Annotated in this window: 15 protein-coding genes and 1 tRNA gene; 1 reads left to right on the top strand and 15 read right to left on the bottom strand. The window is 61.8% G+C overall.

Going from position 1 to position 18400, the window contains the following annotated elements; all coding sequences use genetic code 11:
* Positions 1-17: 17 nt before the first annotated feature.
* On the bottom strand, positions 18-1025 hold the full coding sequence (locus tag P9M14_02975) for an SDR family oxidoreductase (GenBank protein ID MDP8254688.1): 1008 nt from the start codon (positions 1023-1025) through the stop codon (positions 18-20).
* A 7-nt stretch (positions 1026-1032) separates the two neighbouring features.
* Positions 1033-3423, bottom strand: coding sequence for a histidine kinase N-terminal 7TM domain-containing protein (locus P9M14_02970; protein MDP8254687.1), 2391 nt, complete (start codon positions 3421-3423; stop codon positions 1033-1035).
* Between the two features lie 124 nt (positions 3424-3547).
* Here P9M14_02970 and P9M14_02965 point away from each other — a divergent pair, with 124 nt between their 5' ends.
* Positions 3548-4600 carry a hypothetical protein gene (locus tag P9M14_02965; protein MDP8254686.1) on the top strand — a complete coding sequence of 351 codons (1053 nt, stop codon included), beginning with the start codon at positions 3548-3550 and terminating at the stop codon, positions 4598-4600.
* Here the strand turns inward: P9M14_02965 and P9M14_02960 are convergent.
* The 13 genes from P9M14_02960 to P9M14_02900 form a co-directional block, all read right to left on the bottom strand.
* Positions 4597-5175, bottom strand: coding sequence for a molybdenum cofactor guanylyltransferase (locus tag P9M14_02960; GenBank protein ID MDP8254685.1), 579 nt, complete (start codon positions 5173-5175; stop codon positions 4597-4599). The two genes, P9M14_02965 and P9M14_02960, sit on opposite strands and share 4 nt — an antisense overlap.
* A gap of 173 nt (positions 5176-5348) precedes the next feature.
* The gene (locus P9M14_02955) at positions 5349-6713 is read right to left on the bottom strand and encodes a hypothetical protein (GenBank protein ID MDP8254684.1); all 1365 of its coding nucleotides are present in this window, start codon (positions 6711-6713) and stop codon (positions 5349-5351) included.
* Between the two features lie 12 nt (positions 6714-6725).
* Positions 6726-7481 carry a hypothetical protein gene (locus P9M14_02950; GenBank protein ID MDP8254683.1) on the bottom strand — a complete coding sequence of 252 codons (756 nt, stop codon included), beginning with the start codon at positions 7479-7481 and terminating at the stop codon, positions 6726-6728.
* A gap of 280 nt (positions 7482-7761) precedes the next feature.
* Positions 7762-8457, bottom strand: a complete 696-nt coding sequence (locus P9M14_02945) for a tetratricopeptide repeat protein (protein ID MDP8254682.1) — start codon at positions 8455-8457, stop codon at positions 7762-7764.
* Positions 8454-11006: a PBP1A family penicillin-binding protein gene (locus P9M14_02940; protein ID MDP8254681.1), complete on the bottom strand. Its 2553-nt coding sequence runs from the start codon at positions 11004-11006 to the stop codon at positions 8454-8456. Before P9M14_02940 ends, P9M14_02945 begins: the two co-directional genes overlap by 4 nt.
* A 39-nt stretch (positions 11007-11045) precedes the next feature.
* A tRNA-Thr gene (locus tag P9M14_02935) sits at positions 11046-11121 on the bottom strand.
* A gap of 5 nt (positions 11122-11126) precedes the next feature.
* On the bottom strand, positions 11127-12452 hold the full coding sequence (locus tag P9M14_02930) for a trypsin-like peptidase domain-containing protein (GenBank protein MDP8254680.1): 1326 nt from the start codon (positions 12450-12452) through the stop codon (positions 11127-11129).
* A 66-nt stretch (positions 12453-12518) separates the two neighbouring features.
* Positions 12519-12908: a response regulator gene (locus P9M14_02925; protein ID MDP8254679.1), complete on the bottom strand. Its 390-nt coding sequence runs from the start codon at positions 12906-12908 to the stop codon at positions 12519-12521.
* Between the two features lie 12 nt (positions 12909-12920).
* Complete coding sequence (locus tag P9M14_02920) at positions 12921-14600, bottom strand: ATP-binding protein (GenBank protein ID MDP8254678.1); 1680 nt, start codon at positions 14598-14600, stop codon at positions 12921-12923.
* Positions 14593-15345 carry a hypothetical protein gene (locus P9M14_02915; GenBank protein MDP8254677.1) on the bottom strand — a complete coding sequence of 251 codons (753 nt, stop codon included), beginning with the start codon at positions 15343-15345 and terminating at the stop codon, positions 14593-14595. Before P9M14_02915 ends, P9M14_02920 begins: the two co-directional genes overlap by 8 nt.
* 3 nt (positions 15346-15348) lie before the next feature.
* Complete coding sequence (locus P9M14_02910) at positions 15349-17022, bottom strand: methylmalonyl-CoA mutase family protein (GenBank protein MDP8254676.1); 1674 nt, start codon at positions 17020-17022, stop codon at positions 15349-15351.
* A 378-nt stretch (positions 17023-17400) separates the two neighbouring features.
* Positions 17401-17802, bottom strand: a complete 402-nt coding sequence (locus tag P9M14_02905) for a TraR/DksA family transcriptional regulator (protein ID MDP8254675.1) — start codon at positions 17800-17802, stop codon at positions 17401-17403.
* Between the two features lie 137 nt (positions 17803-17939).
* A partial coding sequence (locus P9M14_02900) for a DUF4870 domain-containing protein (GenBank protein ID MDP8254674.1) occupies positions 17940-18400 on the bottom strand: 461 nt, incomplete at its 5' end.

Below are 18400 nucleotides of genomic sequence, written 5' to 3'. Positions count from 1 at the left end.
AGCCCGAGTCCGCGGACCTATTTGACGTAGCCGTTGGCCTGGAACCACTGGTAGGCGTCGCCCACCGCGGTCTCGATCGGCGTCTGGGGCAGCTCGAGCTCGGCGATCGCCTTGGAGCTGTCGAAGTAGTGCTCCACGTAACCCAGCTTGGCCGTGGTCAGGTTGATCTCCGGCTCCTTACCCAGCAGGTGTCCGTAGAGGCTGCCCGCGGCGCCGCCGATCAGCGCGATCGGCTTGGGTAGGGCAAAGCTCGGTGGCTTGACGCCCACGACTCCGGCGATCAAGGTGAAGATCTCGCGGTAGCTCAGATTGCGGTGGCCCATGATGTATAGCTCGCCGGGCTTGCCGCGCTCAAAGGCCGCTATCAGGCCCGCGGCCACGTCGCGAACATCGACGAAGTTGTTGCCGCCGCCGGTGTAGACTTTGGCCGTTCCGGATTTGACCTCGAGTACCATCCGGCTGGACGAGGGCTTCACGTCGTAGGGCCCGATCATGTAGGTCGGGTTGCCCACCACCACCTCGAAATCATCGCTGTTGTAGCTCAGCGCCAGTTGCTGAGCCATGTGTTTGGTGGTCATGTACGGCACGCCGAAGCGTTCGTTTTGAAACGGCACGCTCTCGTTGCTGGGTTTGTTGCGTGTGCCCCAGCCATCGGGCGTGGAGAAGCCGATGGCGTCCACGGTGCTCACGTGCACCGCGCGCTTGACGCCCGCGGCCTTGGCCGCTTCGAGCACGTTGCGCGTACCGTCGACGTTGATCCGCCGCATTTTCTCGAAATCTGGAGCCCACATCGTGACCATCGCCGCGCTGTGGAACACGCCCTGGCAGCCTTCCGCAGCCTGCGCCAGGCTTTGCGGGTCCATGATGTCGCCTTGGACGCGCTCGACGTCAAGATCGTCGAATCCCTTGGTGTTGGAAGTGGAGCGCACCAGCGCCTTGACCGAGTAGCCGCGTTCGACCAGCAGCCGGATCAGGTTTCCGCCGAGCAGCCCCGTGCCGCCTGTAACCAGTACCTTGTTCGCCATTATGTAATCACTCCTCAGGTGTGCGGTTGTGATCAGTATAGTCGGAATTGGGCGTTGCGCTGACCCGCGGCAGCTCAAACCGAAACGCCGTACCCCGGCCGGGTCTGGACTCGATCCAGATCCGGCCGCCGTGCAGTTCGACCAGGGCCTTGGCGATCGGCAGGGACAGTCCGGAGCTGATGAAACGTTTAAGGTCGGGATTGCTGATTTGCGAGAAGCGTTCGAAAGCCTGCGGGTAGAGGCTTGGGGGCAGACTGGCGGTGGGCGAGAGCACCTCGAATTCCGTCTTGTCGTTGTCCCCGATCGCGGCGATAGTCACGCTCGCCCCCTCGGAGAACCCGGCGGCGCAGCGCACCAGCCCGCGCAGGATTTCGCGCAACAGCTCGGGGTCGGCCCAAGCCAAGCAGGCCTCGCCAAGGGTTTCCTGGAGCTCCACGCCGTTGTCCGAGGTCTCGGGGTAGAGTTCGGACAGCAGTTCGCGCACCGGCTCGCGGCAGTGCAGCAGCTCGCACTCGATCTCGACCTTGCCCGACTCAATGCGGCCGATCTGGCTCACGTCGCTGATCACGCGCATCATCGTCTCGCCGCTGCGGCGGATGATCTCGAGCGGTTCGGCCATCTCGTCGGGGATTGCGCCGTAGTGTCCACGCTGCAAGATCTTGGCGAAGCCGAGCACCGAGTTCATCGGCGTACGCATCGTGTGGCTCATGTTTGACAGGAAGCTCTCCTGCATCAGCTCGGCATGGGCGGTGCGCCGTTTTTGAATCTCGAGCGAGAGGCTGGCGCTGGTGTATTCCTCGAGCAGTCGGATACGGTTGATACCCATCGCCAGTTGGGCGGCGGCCAGGGAGATCGTCTGCACCTCCTCGCGTCCGACGCGGCGCAGCCGGCGACTGACGACTTGGATCACGCCGATCAGCTCGTCACCGACGACCAGCGGCACGCAGATCATCGTGCGGCTTTGGTTCTTGAGCACCTCGGGCATGGCGTAGGACAGCAGCGGGCTGCTGGCCGCGTCGTCGAGCACGATCAGCTCGCGGCTGCGCGCGGTCTGGGCGGCCACGCCCGGCCCGCCCGGTTTCAAATACTGCACGGCGATCTTGCGTTCGAGTTCCTCGGTCATGCCGATCGAAGAAGTCAGCCGCACCCGGTCGTGCTGCGCCTCGTAGAGCCAGATTCCGGCGATCGGCATCTCGAGGATCTGTGCCAGTTGCTTGACGCAGACGGAGCACAGACTGACCACGTCCTGGGCGTTGTTTATCGCCATGCTGATCGCCAGCAACGCCTCGCGCTGCCGTTGGGCCATCCGCGAGGCGGTGACGTCCAATGCGCGCATGGCAACGCCCTCGACCCTGGCCTCCCCCTGGCGCATGAAGGCCGAGAAGGTGATCTGCAGGTTGCGCCAGGGTCCGTCGGCGGTGTCGATCTCGATTTCGCGTCGAATCAACGCCTCGTCGCCGCCCGCTGCCCGGTGCATGTCCGATCTGAGCAGGCCGGCCTGTTGCACATCCAAACGTAGGGCGCCGTCGGGAGAGATCAGCTCTTCCAGGCGGCGGCCGATCGCCTTGACGGGCGAGAGGCCCAGCAGTATCTCGGCTGCGGGATTGAGGTCGATCAGCTCGGCGCGGCGGTCGAAGAACAGCAACGCCTCGGGAAGCTGCGCCAATACCTGGCGCGTCACCGGCGGCGTGATCGTCAGAAACTTGTAACGTGCGATCGCCATCGCGAACAACAAAATGGTGATCGCGATCGAGATCGGCGTCAGGTCGAGCTGAACCATCGCGCCGAACGGATTGAACAGGTAGAGCAGGTTGGCGAAGATCGGGATCAGCGAGGCGCCGAGCAGCACGCTGACCTGCTTGCGCAGCATCGGTGTGATTTCGCTGAACAACGACAGAACGTAGAGCAGGAAGCCCAGCAGCATGAACAGGTAGCAGAACGCGACCTGCACCCAGAACAGCGGCCCCTCCTCGTAGACGATGGCCAAACCCGCCGCAGTAGGCTGTACCGAGGTCGAGCCCGCCACGTAGAACAGGTGGTGCAGCGGGTCGAAAAGGATCAGCAGCGACAGCGCCAGGTAGGCGCCGATAAGGGTGCAGACCACCTGTCGGCGCAGCAGCTTGGAATAGCCGACGACCTCCGCGGCCAACAGGAAATAGAGCACCGGGACCAGGTTGATCGGCAGGTACTGCAGGTAGACCCAGATCAGCCGCGAGTTCAGCTCGGGCTCCATCACCTCGAACAGGTGCACCAGGATCCAGAGCGAGCAGGCGGCGACCAGCATGAAGAACAAGCGGTTGACGCGGCGATCGAGTCCGGTCCAGATGGTATAGATCGCCACGCTCAGGGAGATTGCAAAGGCGATGATCGTCGGCAGGACGTGGGGCGTCCAGGTCAAAAAAAGTCCTCCCTGACTCTTGCTATCAGTTAGGCATATCTACGTCAATGCTGTGGAAAAGTACAATCTGGGCAATCCGCTGGATAGCGGGTAAACTCATTGCCGCGAAATCTGGAGGTACTCGATGAAACTACCGGCTCCGTTCGCCACGGCCATCGGCAGTCTGCCGTTTAAAGAGGCAGCTCAGGCGGTTGACCTGATGTTGCAGTCGTTTCCCACTGCCCCGTGCTGGCCGCAGCTTCCGCAGCGTAGTTGGCTGGAGAACATGGATGCGCAGTTTGCCCAGGGCATGGCCGCGTTATCCGAGGACGAGCAGACCGGCAAGGTCTCAGTGCTGATCCAGGGTGGGCCCGAGAGCCCGGAAGAAGCGCTCGAGCGCTTCTGGACGCCGATCATCGCGGGTGATGACGACCCGCAACGGTTGGCGGTCGGTCCTGAACGCGCCGTCGGGCTGTACGAACTGCTGCGCCGCTTCGAGTCTGGAGAAGAACGGCCGCGGCCGGTGATCAAGGGACAGATGACCGGGCCGGTGACCTTCGGTTCGTCGGTCAAGGTCGAGCCCTCGGGCAAGCTACTGTTGTTTTCGCCGGAGTTCTTCGAGGCCGCCCGCGCGCTGCTCAAGGTCAAGGCCTCCTGGCAGGCTCGCATTCTGGCGCCCTTGGGCGAGACAACCCTGGTTTTTGTAGACGAACCGGCGCTGGTCAGCTTCGGCTCGGCCTATCTGCCGATCTCACGCGAGGACGCCATCGGTTGGCTGGACGAGGTAGTGGCCGGCGTGCATGAGCAGGGAGCATTTGCCGGATCGCACTGTTGCGGCAACACCGACTGGTCGCTGCTCGCCCGATCGAGCATCGACGTGATCAGCTTTGACGCGGCGGAGTACTTCGAGAGCCTGCTGCTCTACGCCCGGGACCTGGCGGCGTTTTTTGAGCGCGGTGGATGCCTGGCGTTCGGCATTGTGCCCACTTCCGAGGAGGTGCTGCAGGCCCAGGCCGCGGACCTGGCCGCACAACTCGATGCGCAGCTCTCGCGGCTCGGTCAAGAGATCGGATGGGGTCGCTCGAATCTGCTCGAGCGGTTGATCATCACCCCGGCCTGCGGCTACGGCACGCGTAGCGAGCAGGCGGCGACTTACGGCACGCAGCTGTGCGAGCAGGTCTTAGGGAAGCTGGGCTAGCCGGATCGGCTCTTGAGCTGTTCCAGATCCTCGGGCGTGTTGATGTTGGTGGTGAACTTCAACAACGGGTCGTCGGGAAAGTCCTGCGGCCCGACCTCGACAACTCGCACTTTGTCGTAAAACGAGACCAGCCGTCTCTCACCGCACATGATGCTGCGTTCGATGTGGGGCAGACAACTGCACGAATAGACCGCGCACAGCGGCTCGAGGTATTCGCCCAAACGCGGCACCACCACGTCGGCCTCTGGCGCCAGCGCAAACATCGTGCGCACGACTTCGGCGGTGATGCGCGGCATGTCGCAGGCGCAGACAAAGGCGCGTTCGCCGTCGCAGGCCCACAGCCCGGCGTGCAACCCGGCCAACGCGCCGTTCCCAGGGTGAATATCGCTCACCACCCGCACGTTCAGCGAGGCGAAGCGCTCGACATGGTTGGCGGCGATCAGCACTTGGTCGGCTGCCTGTTGCAGCTCGCGCAGCAGCAACTCGATCAGCGGTTGGCCGCCCAGCTCGATCAGGCACTTGTCGCGGCCCATACGGCGGCTGCGGCCGCCGGCGAGAATTACTGCCGATAGCATGCGGGGATATTAATCCGCCGAGCCCAAAGCTCAAAATCAAAAACAGGCTCGCCGTGTACGCGGCGCCCGATGCAGCGGCAAGTCGCATGCACTCCGAGCGGAAAAGCGTGTTCATCGAAAAACGGCAGGGCCAAAATCGGCCCTGCCGCTGAAATGTTCGATCGATGCGCGCCTTAGGGCGCGGTGAAGTCGTAGGTCAGGCCGTGCATGCCCACGATCACCTTCAGTTGGTAGTCCTCGCCGGAGTTTAGCGTGAACTCCGCGGGGAATTCGAAGCGCGCCTTGGTAAAGGAATAAATCCCCGGAGACACTTCCGTGCAGCAGTCGGGCAAGCTAAGGTTTTCAGTATGTTGGTCTGAGCTCAGCACCAAGTCCCCATCCTTGTAAATGGCGAACATCAGATTCATCAGATTGTGGGTAAGGGAGTCGTTGCTATAAAGCTCCGAGCTTGCGGTTACTTCGATGCTCTCCTCGTCGATCAGCGGGTCTGCAAGCAACGTCGGCTCAGAGATGTTGAACGATCCGTCGGCCGTCATTTCGAGGAAGATCCCGATATCCGGATCGCAGACCTCGTCGATCAGCCAACCCAGATACGGCAAGGCCTCCTTGACCGCCTCACAGTCGCTGAGCACCAACAACACCGAGATGTCGGTTATGCTCGGGACGCCCTTTCCGTCCGTTGAGATCGAACCGCGGGTCTGGCAGATATCCAACGGCATTTCGACGCCGCGAACCGGCAGCGCGGCCGAGCCGCTGCATTTGAATTTATCGCCCCGTATGTCGCAGTCGGCATGATAGCCGATGGCTGAGAAGTTGTGCTCCAGATTCGCGTCTCCGATGGCGTCGAAGGCCTCGCCCGCGCTTGAGAATCCCTGACCGTTGACGTTGTCCGTCGTGGTAATCAGAGGGAACGCAAGCAGTATCGGAAATTCCTGCAACACCGGGAGCAGCAACGGCTCAAGAGCGGACGGATTGGTTATCTCCGAGAGACTCATGTAGAAACTCCACTGTTCATCTGCCGCAAGCTCGGAATTGGGATTGACCGGAATTTCGCCGGTTACCTCCGTGGTGATGAAGCCGTTGGTGTATGTCTCGCCCTCGGTAGTGATGCGGATCTCGTACTCGGTCAGATCACCGAGCAGCTTATAAGGATAAAAGAAGTACTTCAGCTTATCGTAGGAGAACTGGCCCCAGCCGGGCACCTCGGCCTTTTCCGTGTCGATCTCGACCAGCATGAAGGAGAAGTCAGAGGGGTCGAGCGGCCTGTCGGCCTCGATCTCCACACGAGCGTTGATGTCCACGTCTTCCTCGCCGTCAGGCGGCCAGGGATCGAGCACGGGCGGAGGGATGTCGTCGTCATCATCGTCGATATCGTCGTCGTCGTCGTCGATATCGTCGTCGTCGTCGATGTCGTCGTCGTCACCGCCATCGTTGCCGTAGCCGCAGCCGCCGCAGCCGCCGGCGCATGATGGAATAGTTGTCAGCGTTAGGGCAAAAACCAACAACGTCATTAATAGTAAAAATACGTTACGTCTCATGGCCGGTCTCCCTCAGTTGTTTTCCTGCTCAGTGGGCAGGGTGTAGTATTTATCTTTTCCTCCGCCGAAGGACACGCCAAATTCGAAATAAGCACCGTTGAAGTTCATATCCGGCCCGCCCTGGAGGTACGATTGGTGGCCCTCGTCGTACCAGGCGGTGATAAATGGCGTGTACTTGTAACCAAGGCTGGCGCTGAGCGCCAACCCGCCGAAGATGTAGCTCTGGCGGTAGAGCTTGAACAGATAATCGGCGCGCACGCCGACCATCGTGGTCATTGCGCCGCGGGTCAGCAGGAAGTCGTCGTTGCTACTTTTAAGCCGCGGCGGGATGAAGTTCAGCTCGCTGGTGTCGCCGGCCACGTCCAGGTAGATCCCGCCCCAGCCCAGGTTCAGAAGCGGGTAAAGCAGCAATCCGCTGGTCTGATAGACGATGTAGCCGAAGTCGAAGCTCGCATTGACCAACGAGAGGTTGGCGGTCAGGTCGTCGCCGGTAACGTGCTGCTGGCTGCCGAAGATCGAGGCGCCGAGCACCACCCGCTCGAAGACATAGGCTGTGCCGCGAAAGCCCAGCGTGGGGAAAATCATGCTGAATCCGTCGGCCCCGACTTCCTCGAATCGAGAGTTCAACTCGCTGGCCGGCATCGTACCCACGCCCAGAGTGAAGCCGCCGAAACCCGCATATACGGGTAGGTCTGCGTCAGCACCGCTGGCGGCGATCGGCAGCAGCAGGCAGGATGTTAATATAAGGACTACTATTAATTGTTTCATCTCTGCGACCCCACGTTTTGATTGAATTTATAGCCGTCAATTTCTAATCAGCATCTCCCTACCTACGCTGTTCTGTCAAGAAAATTATTTATATTGCAAGGAGTTAGCGTGCATATTATAAGAATAGTTCTGGCTTTTTATGCATCCCTGCTTGATATTATGGAGTTTTCCCTAGATAGCGGATTTATCAATGAAATATGTATCTGACGCCACTAATGGCGCAAGATGCCATTCCCGGTCAAGATAGCCCAAACTTGTTGAAAAAAATGTTGTTATTGTGCTACTGGATGCCCAGCTGCAGCTTGAGTCGGTGCTCGAGCTCCAGGGCCTCGGCGTTGGCAGCGTCGAACGACAGGCTGCGCTGCACCGCGGAGTAGGCGGCGCGCGTCTCGCCCCGGGCCAGCAGCGCCTTGGCGCGCAGCAGGTCGCAACGGCCCAGCCAGAAGCCGTCATCGCCGAAGTACGAGGCGGCCTTTGAGGCCAGAGGTTCGGTCTGGTCGTAGCGTCCCTGGTCGAACTGGGCCTGTGCCAGGTAGTAGTAGGCGAAGGGATTGTGCGGGTCGACCTGGATCGCTTTTTCAAAGCGCGAGACCGCGATCGGCGGGTTGCCCGAGGCCAGGCTGCGTCGACCCTGGGCCACCAGCTCGTTGCTCGCGCGGCGCTGCCCGCTGGACCGATTTAGGTTTTCCTCGAAGCTCATGCGGTTTTGCGGCACCTGTCGCGGCTGCTCGAAGATCTGGTCCGGCTCGACACCCGGTCCCGGGGGCTCGACCTGTTCCGGGGATTCGGCGCCGCGTCCCAGGCTGTCGGCATCCTTCTCGCGCAACAGGCGATCGAGCTGATCCGCGTCGCCCTCCTGTTGATCGGACGATTGGGGCGTGGGTGTGATCTGCGGTCGCGGCTGGCGCTTGATCGGACAGCCGCTGACCAGCGTCAGACACAGCAGCGTGCAGATGATCGCGGCGACGATTCTCATTGTTCTTCCTGTTGCAGGCCGCGGAACAGCTCGAGCAGCGGATTGCGGTTCAGCGGACTCTCCTCCAGCGGCTGAGTCCCGCTGATGAACGCCTCGTAGATGAAGTCCTCAGTGTCCTCGTTGGCCACCAAGCCGTTGGCGCGATCAATTTTAACCTCGACGATGTCCGCCGGTCTACGAAAGTCCTCGTCGGGCGTGCCCGCAAGCTGCAACGCCATGAACTTCGACCAGATAGGCAGGGCCGCGCCCGCGCCGGTCAGTCGCGGATACTTACGGTTGTCGCCGGGGTTCTTCTGGTCGAAGCCGACCCAGACCGCGCACAGCAGCCGCGGTGTATAGCCGATGAACCAGGCGTCGCGGTAGCCGTTGGTTGTGCCGGTCTTGCCCGCAGCCGTGTGGCGCAGGCCGTAGACCGGAGCCGAGCGGCCGGTGCCGCGCAAGAGCACGCCGCGCAGGATGTTGGTCAGCAGGTAGGCGTTCTGCGGCGCGGTGATTTTCTCGATCTCGAAGTCCTTGTGCCGCAGCTCCTCGCCGTGGGCGTTGAGCACCGCGCGCACCGAGATCGGGCTGGCGCGATAGCCTTCGTTGGCCAGCACCGAGTAGGCCGAGGCCATCTCGAGCACCGTGACCTCGTAGGCGCCCAGCACGATTGAGGGGGTCGGCGACAGCTCGCTGTTGATGCCCATCGCGCGCGCCATGGCCGTGACGCGATCAAATCCGACCATCTGGCCGACGCGCACCGCGGCGATGTTGTAGCTGTGCTCCAATGCGGTGCGGACCGTCACCTCGCCGTGTTTCTTGCCATCGTAGTTGCGCGGAGTGTAAGGCGGCGAACCGGCTTGGTCGATGGTGAACTTCTCGTCGTCCAGCAGCGTGGCCGCGGTGAACTCGAACTGGGGATCGCGCCAGGCGCGGTCGAACGCCGCGAGATAAGCGATCGGCTTGAACGACGATCCGGCCTGGCGCCGGGCCTGGGTCGCGCGGTTGAACTGGCTGCGGCCGTAATGGCGACCGCCGATCAGCGCGCGGATCGAGCCCGTGGCCGGTTCGATTACCACCAGCGCGATCTGCAGTGGATTGTCCGTATAGTCCTTGATGTTGGGAAACTGTCCCTCGAGCCGCTCGATGCCGAAGCGCACGGCCTGCTCGGCGTTGCGCTGCATCTGCGCGTCGAGGGTTGTGAAGACCCGCAGTCCCTCGCCGATCAGCACCTGCTCGCTGTAGTACTGGGCGAGCTGGGAGCGCAGCAGGTCGATGAAGTACGGCGCAAAGCGCAACGGCGGGCGCTGGGATCGCAGCTCGAGCTGCGATCCCGTGGACCGCTGTGACTCTTCGGGTGTGATCAGCCCCTGGTCGAGCATCCGTTCGAGGATGAAGTCGCGTCGCACCTCGGCGCGTTCGAGGTTGGTGCGCGGGTTGTAGATCCCCGGCGAGCGCACCAATCCGGCGAGCAGCGCCGACTCGGCGAGGTCCAGATTGCTCACCGACTTACCGAAGTAGAAGCGGCTGGCCTCGCCCACGCCGCAGATCGCCGCCGGGCCGATTTGGCCGAAGTAGACCTCGTTGAGGTACAGCTCGAGAATCTCCTCTTTGGAGATCTGCGTCTCGAGCACCACGGCGATGATCGCCTCTTTGAGTTTGCGCGAGTAAGTGCGCGACGGATCGTCGAGGTAGAAGTTTTTAACTAACTGCTGGGTGATCGTGCTGCCGCCCTGGACTACGCGCCCGGCGCGCAGGTTGGCGAGCATCGCCCGCGCCAGCGATAGCGGGCTGATCCCATAGTGTTTGTAAAAGCGATGGTCCTCCACCGCGATTACGGCGTTGATCAGGTAGGGGCTGATCTGATCGAGCCGCACCACCTCGCGATCCTCGCGGTGCGGCCCGGAGAAGGCCGAGATCTGCTCGGGCTCAAGCTCGGCGGAATAGATTTCGCTGTCGGCGCTCAGATCGCGCAGCCCCACCACGTTGCCGTTGCGCAGCTCCAGCCGCAGCAGGAACCCCGGCCGCTTCTCGTGGGGATAGTCGAAGTCGTGTACGAAGATCTCGTAGAACTGGTCCGTATTGCGGAACTGCCCCTTGCGCGTTGGCCGGGACGCGATCGTTGTATAACCCAGGCGCGACAGCCGACTGTCCAGGGCCAGCGCCTCGACGTTGGAGCCGGGGACGATCGTCAGCGAGTCGGAGTAGATTCGGCTGGGGACCTGCCAGCGTTGCGTGGCGGTGAAGCGCTCGCGCACCTCGTCGCGCAGACCGTAACCGTAGAGCGCGCAGCCGATCGCGAACATCACCAGCAACGCCGCGCCGAGCAGCAACAGCTGCCGGGCCAGTCTCAGCAGCAGCCGGGTCCGGCTCGCGCCGCTGCCGGGCTTGCGCGCCGGCTTGCGCCTGGGTTTGCCGGTGGGCTTACGCGTGCGCGACGTCGTGCCGCTGGTGCGCCGGCCGCCGCCGAGGGAGGTCGGGCCGGCCTTGCGCGCGCCGCCGGAGGTCTTGCGCTTGGGCGCCTCGCTCGTGCCGCGCGGCATGGTGATGCGCGGCTTACGTGTCGCCATCTAAACGCATTCCGGGAAAAGCCGTGGAAAGGAGGGAAATGGAGCCACCGAGGGGACTCGAACCCATGACCTGACGATTACGAATCGCCTGCTCTACCAACTGAGCTACGGTGGCTCTGCTCAATGCTCTGCCGCCCCGGTTGCCGCTGCTGAAGCACCCCTGCGGATCAATATCAGATAATGCCGTTGGCCGCGGAAGATCTCCAGTAGCAGCGACCCGTCGGCGGGTATGTTCTCCAGCACCGCTTCGAGGTCATCGATATCGCCAATGGGTTTTCCCTCTGCGGCGAGGATCACGTCATGGGCTGACAAATCGGACTGTTCAGCCGGGGAGCCGGAGCGGACGAATGATACGATAACGCCTTTGGGTGCGTCAAGATAATGCTCGCGGTAATTGCTCGTGGTCGGCTCCTCGGCCACGAAGCCCAGCCCGCTGTCCAGGGCGCGCGGCGGCTTACTCGGTTTCTCGACCAGCGTCACTTTGAGACCGAACGGTTGGTACTGGTCCTGATAAAGGCGGTAGATCACACAGTCCAGTTCCTCGCCTTGGGGCAGGGTGTTGATCTGGCGGATCAGCGTGCCCATCTTCAGGTCGCCGCTGCCATCGAGGTCGACACCGCCCAGGCGGGACATTAGGTCGCCGGGCAGCATCCCGGCGCGCTGGGCCGGCGAATCGGGCACCACGTCGGTCACGACAACGCCGGTGACCTCGGACAGGCCGATGTGCGCGGCAAGCTGCGGACTCAGCGGCTGAAGCTGCACGCCGAGCCAGGAGCGCATCGAGACTCCCGTGTCATGCACGTCGGCGATGAAGCTGTGGATCATATCGGTCGGGATTGCCAGCCCGATTCCGCGGCCGATGCCCGACTTGATTATGCCCACCAGCTCGCCGTCGAGGTTGAACACGCCGCCACCCGAGCTGCCCTTGTCGATGATCGCGTCGATCTGCACGTAGGGGATGATCTGATCGGAATCGGCGCGATCGATGAACGAGATCACGCCGGCGCTGACCGTCGAGCGCATTCCCATCGGGTTGCCCATGGCGAGGATCCACTGTCCCGGACGCAGCTTCTCCGAGGCGCCGATCTCGACGTAGGGCAAGTCGTGCGCGTCTACAAGTCGGATCAGCGCCAGGTCGATCCGGCGGTCCTCGGCCAACACCTCGACGTCGTGCTCCACGTCCGAGCCGTAGAGCAGGACCTTGATCGTCCGGCCGTTGGCCACCACGTGATGGTTGGTCAAGATCGATCCGTCGGGATCGATCAGTACTCCCGAGCCGCCGAATCGCGCGTCAGGATCGTTGAGGTTGCCGTAGACGTTGATCTGCACAACACACGGCAACGCGCGGGCCGTGGCCTGCTCCACGCGCTTCTCGAAATCAGCGGCCGCGGCCGGCAGCGCCACGGTCAGCAGCAGCGCACAAATCAACAGATGCCGTGATTTCATTGCTCCTCCGTGGATTGTGACCGCAAGCAGTGCTTTTCGGTTCCGGGACCAGCCCGATAATGCGGGTTATAGCGGCAGGTGCCGCCCGACCAGCTCGGCCAGTTTTTGCAGCTCGAAGGGTTTCTTCAAGTAGTCCGTGGCGCCCGAGTCGATCGCTCGACGCCGTTCGCCCTCGAAGTGGATCGTGGTGTAGGCGGTCATAAAGATCACCGGAATATCTTTGGTCTGCTCGTGTGACTTTAGTTGTTCGAGCACTTCCCAGCCGTCCATCTTGGGCAGCATGATGTCGAGCAGAATCAGCCCCGGGTTCCTCCCGCGCGCCAGCTCGACTCCACCCTCGCCGTCCTCGGCGCTGATCACTTCGTAGCCCACGTGGTGCAGCTTATTTACGATAATATCGACGTTTTCCTCATTGTCGTCGATTACCAGAATAAGCTTGCTGTGCTGCCGGTCCATCTGGATTCCCCTTTAATTAGCGACGTGTTTATGCTGTCCCTCGGACAGCTCGGTCAGTCGCTGCTCCAGGATAAATCGCATTTTATCCACCAACATCTTACTGTCGATCGGCTTGGTCATGTAATCGGCAACGCCCAGCGAATAGCCCAGCGAGCGGTCGTCGATGATCGAGACCACCACCACCGGAATGTCCTCGGTCTTGGGATTGGATTTGAGCTCGCGCAGCACCGACCAGCCGTCGCGGTAGGGCATCATGATGTCCAGGGTGATCGCCAGCGGCTGTAACTCCTTTGAGCGCTTGATCCCCTCCTCGCCGTCAGTGCAGCCGACCACCGAGTAGCCCTCGCGTTCCAGGGAGTCGCGGATCAGGTTCAGCGCGTCCAGGTCGTCGTCGATCGCCAGCACTACGCGGTTCTCTTTGGACTGCTCGGCCAGCTTGAGCTTGGCGTCGGCCTGGTCCTGTTCGATGTTGCAGGGGATCTCGACGCTGAACTTCGAGCCCTCGTCGGGCTTGCTGGTGACCCAGACCTCACCCTCGAGAAACGCCGCGAATTTACGCACGATCGACAGGCCCAGCCCCGTGCCGCCGTACTTACGCGTGGTCGAACCGTCGATTTGGCGGAAGGGATCGAAGATCGCGTCGAGCTTGTCATCGGGGATGCCGATGCCGGTGTCCGAGACCTCGATGCGCAGGCGCTTTGCATTGGGCAGCATATAGGCCTTGAGTCTGACCTCCCCCTCGTCGGTGAACTTCAGCGCGTTGGAAATTAGGTTGAGCAGGATTTGCTGCAATTTCGAGCGATCGGTGCGCAGAATGGGGATCTGCTCGTCCAGGTCGACCGCGATGCTGATTTTCTTCCTCTCGAACAACGGTTTGATTGAGGTCAGCATCTCGCTGACCAGCTGATTGAAAGTCACGTTCTCGATGTATAGCCGCATGCGACCGGCCTCGAGCTTGCTCATGTCCAGGATGTCGTTGATCAACGCCAGCAGGTTCTGCGAATTGGCTTTGACCCGCGCCAGGCTGTCGATCTGTCGTTCGTTGAGATCGCCGTACACGCCGTCAACCAGCAGGTCGGCGTAACCCAGGATCGCGTTGAGCGGCGTGCGCAGCTCGTGGGACATGTTGGCCAAGAACTCGTTCTTCAACCGGTTGGCCTTGTAGACCTTCTCTGTGCTCTTCTGCAGCTCGGTGTTCAGCAGGTGGAGCTCGGCCGTGCGCTCGCTGACGCGGCGCTCGAGATTCAGCCGCTGTTCCTCAATCTCGGCCAGGGCGCGCGACAGCTCGCGCGCCATGCGGTTGAATCCCTCGGCCAGCGTGCCGATCTCGTCGCTGAGCGTGGTGCGGATGCGTACGTCGAGGTTGCCGCAGGCCATGGCGTCGGCCGCGGAGATCAGCTTGCGCAGCGGCAATACCAACGAACGCCCCATTGCCACGGCCAGGCCGATTACGCAGATCAGCACGATGAAGCTGATCATCGCCACAAGCTGCCTGATGTGCGAACGAGTGGTTTCCAGCGACATCTGGCTCTGATCGTCGGGCAGGTCCACCTGGTACTCGACGTTGGTCGGCTGCTGCTGCATCAGCTGCTCGTAGGCTTGGCTGACCAGCGCCGAGGTCACCAACACCGGCAACACGCCGATCATCAACAGGAATAACAGCAGGCGTCGGGTGATGCTCGATTTAAGCATTCTCGTTTCCCTCGACGTCCATTTGCTGATCCACTTCCTTGGATACAACGATCAGCTGCGTGCTGGTCCATGAGTAACAGAAGTAGGCGATCAACGCCGAGATCAACATCAGACCCCTGCCGGCGAGCATCCACCATTCGGCGGTCAGGCCCTTGGCGTCGGCCACCCCCACGGTCTCGTAGATCATTATACTTAGCACGATCAGCGCGTACTCGGTATCGCTGCGGTCCAGGCCGCGGATCCTGCGCCAACCCCACAGTATCAGATCGGAGACCGTCATTAACACGGCGGCAACGAACACGCAACCAAAGGCGATGAACGTGCGTGTGGAGAGCTGCCACTCCGATCCGAATTCCGTGGCCTCGCGGAATTTCACGCCGTCAATCGCGAGAAATATCAGAAATAGCAGGCCGCCCAACCCGGCGTAGATTGTGATCATCCTGGTCAACCCGGTCTTGCCGAAAACCCGCCGGGAGAGGAAGTACAGCGCCGGTATCAGGTGCAGCGCCAGGAAGACCTGGACCACGATGAAGATCGCTAGGTCCATATCGCTGTTGCCCAGGTAGTGGAAGACCTGTCGCAGTCCGGCGAAGAACCACAGGCAGGCGAAAAGCAGCCAGAACAGCGCGAACGAACGGTCTTCCGGCGCGCGGCCGGAGAGGTGCACGATCTGATAGGCGGTGACCAGGCCCATCGCCGCCACGGCCCAGACCGTGAATACGTTGAAAGTGATTGCGATGTTCATCGGCTAAACTACTATTACCTCCTGGAACTCGCCGAATACGTCACGCAGGGCGTTGGAGATCTCGCCCAACGTGCCCTGCGCCCGGACCGCCTCGATGATCGGCGGCATCAGGTTTTCGGTGCCGTGCGCCATGCGGCGCAGCAGCTCGAGCTTGGATTGCAATGCCGCCTCGTCGCGGGCCGCGCGCAGCTTGGCGATTCGCTCGACCTGCTGTTGTTCGATCCGTGGGTCGACGCGCAGTATCTCCTGGTCTCCCGCGCAGTCCTCGTTTTGTTGAACGTAGCGGTTGACGCCTACGACCACGCGCTCGTCCGCGTCGACCGCGCGCTGCCACTGATAGGCCTTGTCCTGGATTTCGCGTTGGGGGTAGCCGGCGAGGATCGCCTCGACCATCCCGCCCATCTGATCGATGCGCTCGATGTACTCCAGCGCCTTGGTCTCGATCTGGTCGGTGAGCGACTCGACGAAGTAGCTGCCGGCCAACGGATCAATGGTCTCGGAGACTCCCGATTCCTCGGCGATCAGCTGCTGCGTGCGCAGGGCGATGGTCACCGCCTGTTCCGAGGGCAGGGCCAGCGCCTCGTCGCGGCTGTTGGTGTGCAGGCTCTGGGTTCCGCCGAGCACCGCGGCCAGCGCCTGGAGCGTCACGCGCACCACGTTGTTGTCCGGCTGCTGCGCGGTGAGCATCGAGCCCGCGGTCTGGGTGTGGAAGCGCATGGTCCACGAGCGCGGGTCCTTGGCCTTGAAGCGCTCGCGCATGATCCGTGCCCACATCCGTCGGGCCGCGCGGAATTTGGCGACCTCCTCGATCAGGTTGTTGTGGGCGTTGAAAAAGAAGCTCAGCCGTCCGGCGAAGGCGTCGACGTCCAGACCGGCGTCGATCGCCGCCCGTACGTAGGCGATGCCGTCGGCCAGCGTGAACGCGACCTCCTGGACCGCCGAGCAGCCGGCCTCGCGGATGTGGTAACCCGAGATGCTGATCGTGTTGAACTGCGGAGCCTGTTCCGAACAAAAGGCGAAGATGTCGGAGATGATCCGCATCGAGGGGCTCGGCGGGAAGATGTAGGTGCCGCGCGCCATGTACTCCTTGAGCACGTCGTTCTGGATCGTGCCGCGTACTTTATCAAAGGGCACGCCCTGGCTCTGGGCCAGCACCAGATACATCGCCAGCAGCACGGCGGCCGTGGAGTTGATCGTCATCGAGGTGCTGACTTTATCCAACGGGATGCCCTCGAACAGCGTGCGCATGTCATCGAGCGAGTCGATGGCCACGCCGACCTTGCCCACCTCGCCGGCCGCCAGCGGGTTGTCCGAGTCGTAGCCCATCTGCGTGGGCAGGTCGAAGGCGATCGACAGTCCGGTCTGACCGTGGTCGAGCAAATACTTGAAGCGCTCGTTGGTCGAGGCCGCGTCGCCGAAACCCGAGTATTGGCGGAACGTCCAGAACCGGCCGCGGAACATTGTGGGCTGGACTCCGCGCGTGTAGGGATAGCTGCCGGGGAATCCCAGGTCGCGCTCGTAATCTTGATGCTCAAGGTCCAACGGCGTGTACAGCCGCTCGACCTTGATGTCAGAGGTCGTTTTAAAATCGGGTTTACGTTCGGGACGCTTGGCCAGGGTCTTGTCCACGACCTTTTCCTGCCAGGCTTTCCGACCCTGCTCGATACCATCGGGCATTTGGTGAACCTCCAATTATTTATAACCAACAAATCTTATCACAACGGTTCCAGATTATTCGACTAAAGGGGCAATCGGGAGGGGGTAAAGATCAAGAGATTGATCTTTGTGTGTGGCGCGAGCGCCCAGCTTCGAGCTGGAGCAAGGCACGCGAGCGGACCATAATCATTGTCCAACGATACGCTCCGCGACGCGGGATTGGTCGATGTTTAATTACAATCGCAATGCGCGAGTTTTGCTGCGCCTCAAAGGTGCCGTCGCGGGGAGGGTCGTGGCATTAGGACCAGCGAACTGTGCGAGCCTTGTCCCCGGCTCAAAGCCGGGTGCGGGGCGGGTCGTTGAGATACGACGATGGTTGCTCGCGTGCTTTGCGCCGGGTTAACCCAGGCGGGTGCTGCGTTCGGCCTCGCGTTCGATCTTGCGCAGGCTCTTGCGCTCTTTTTCCAGACTGCGCTTGTGCTCGACGCTGTAGCGCGTCCAGGGGCGCAGTTGCAGGCGCTTGAGGTCGATCGGCTCGCCGGTGCCCTCGCAGATACCGTATTCGCCGGTCTCGAACTTCTTCAGCGCGTGGTCCAGCTCGCGCAGTAGCTTCTGGTCCTTGTCAAGCATTCGTAGGTTGAACGCTTGCTCCGAAGCGAAGCGGGCGTGGTCGCCGTCGTCGCGCATATCCTCGGAAGAGTGCAGGCTGCCGTCGGTTCGGGTCTTTCTGGTCTTGTTCAGAATCACGTCGCGCTTGGTCAAAAGCAACTTGCGGAACTTGTCGAGGTCTCTTTTTCTCATCAGGGGCCTCCACCCGGGGAAATTGGGCGGATTATGTATAACGATTGATCGGCGCTTGTCAAGTTCGCCTAATAATAAAAGGCGGCTTCCCCGGCCGGAACTCGGACGAGGAAACCGCCTTGCGGGTTGGCTGAGGATTAAATTCCGGACTGTTTGAGCTTCTCGCCGAGCACCGGATATTCGTAGTGCTCGCCCTGGCCGACCTTGATCGCGGCCATGATCGCGAGCACCAGGCCCAGCACGCTGATGGCCAGACTCAACACGGTGAGCAGAAACCCGATCACCGGTATGCCGATGAAGCCCAACACGCCCTGGACGATACCGATCACGAAAAATACGGCGATAAACGCCGTCTGGAAAAAGCAGGCCTGCTTGAGCTGAAAGATCAGCTCGCGGCTCTTGCCCGAGGCCGGATCCTTCCATACCTGCCAGAGGATCAGGTTGACGATCGGGCCGATGCAGCACAGTAGGTAGAACAAGTGGGCCAACAGTCCCAAGACTTTCTCATCCTCTTTGAGCTTGTCCGATGACTGCTCCGCAGCTTCGTTCGCAGGCGGAGGGGGAGGCGGCGGCGGAGGAGGCGGAGGGGGAGGCGGCG

The organism is Candidatus Alcyoniella australis, assembly GCA_030765605.1.
Classification (GTDB): Bacteria; Lernaellota; Lernaellaia; order JAVCCG01; family Alcyoniellaceae; genus Alcyoniella; species Alcyoniella australis.
Note: the sequence above shows the minus strand (reverse complement) of the source record. Positions and strands in the feature narration are given on the sequence as shown.

What these genes read in the sequence shown, in the direction of transcription:
- P9M14_02975 (MDP8254688.1), bottom strand. Translation starts at nt 1,025, where the DNA reads ATGGCGAACAAGGTACTGGTTACAGGCGGCACGGGGCTGCTCGGCGGA.
- P9M14_02965 (MDP8254686.1), top strand. Translation starts at nt 3,548, where the DNA reads ATGAAACTACCGGCTCCGTTCGCCACGGCCATCGGCAGTCTGCCGTTT.
- P9M14_02960 (MDP8254685.1), bottom strand. Translation starts at nt 5,175, where the DNA reads ATGCTATCGGCAGTAATTCTCGCCGGCGGCCGCAGCCGCCGTATGGGC.
- P9M14_02955 (MDP8254684.1), bottom strand. Translation starts at nt 6,713, where the DNA reads ATGAGACGTAACGTATTTTTACTATTAATGACGTTGTTGGTTTTTGCC.
- P9M14_02950 (MDP8254683.1), bottom strand. Translation starts at nt 7,481, where the DNA reads ATGAAACAATTAATAGTAGTCCTTATATTAACATCCTGCCTGCTGCTG.
- P9M14_02945 (MDP8254682.1), bottom strand. Translation starts at nt 8,457, where the DNA reads ATGAGAATCGTCGCCGCGATCATCTGCACGCTGCTGTGTCTGACGCTG.
- P9M14_02940 (MDP8254681.1), bottom strand. Translation starts at nt 11,006, where the DNA reads ATGGCGACACGTAAGCCGCGCATCACCATGCCGCGCGGCACGAGCGAG.
- P9M14_02930 (MDP8254680.1), bottom strand. Translation starts at nt 12,452, where the DNA reads ATGAAATCACGGCATCTGTTGATTTGTGCGCTGCTGCTGACCGTGGCG.
- P9M14_02925 (MDP8254679.1), bottom strand. Translation starts at nt 12,908, where the DNA reads ATGGACCGGCAGCACAGCAAGCTTATTCTGGTAATCGACGACAATGAG.
- P9M14_02920 (MDP8254678.1), bottom strand. Translation starts at nt 14,600, where the DNA reads ATGCTTAAATCGAGCATCACCCGACGCCTGCTGTTATTCCTGTTGATG.
- P9M14_02915 (MDP8254677.1), bottom strand. Translation starts at nt 15,345, where the DNA reads ATGAACATCGCAATCACTTTCAACGTATTCACGGTCTGGGCCGTGGCG.
- P9M14_02910 (MDP8254676.1), bottom strand. Translation starts at nt 17,022, where the DNA reads ATGCCCGATGGTATCGAGCAGGGTCGGAAAGCCTGGCAGGAAAAGGTC.
- P9M14_02905 (MDP8254675.1), bottom strand. Translation starts at nt 17,802, where the DNA reads ATGAGAAAAAGAGACCTCGACAAGTTCCGCAAGTTGCTTTTGACCAAG.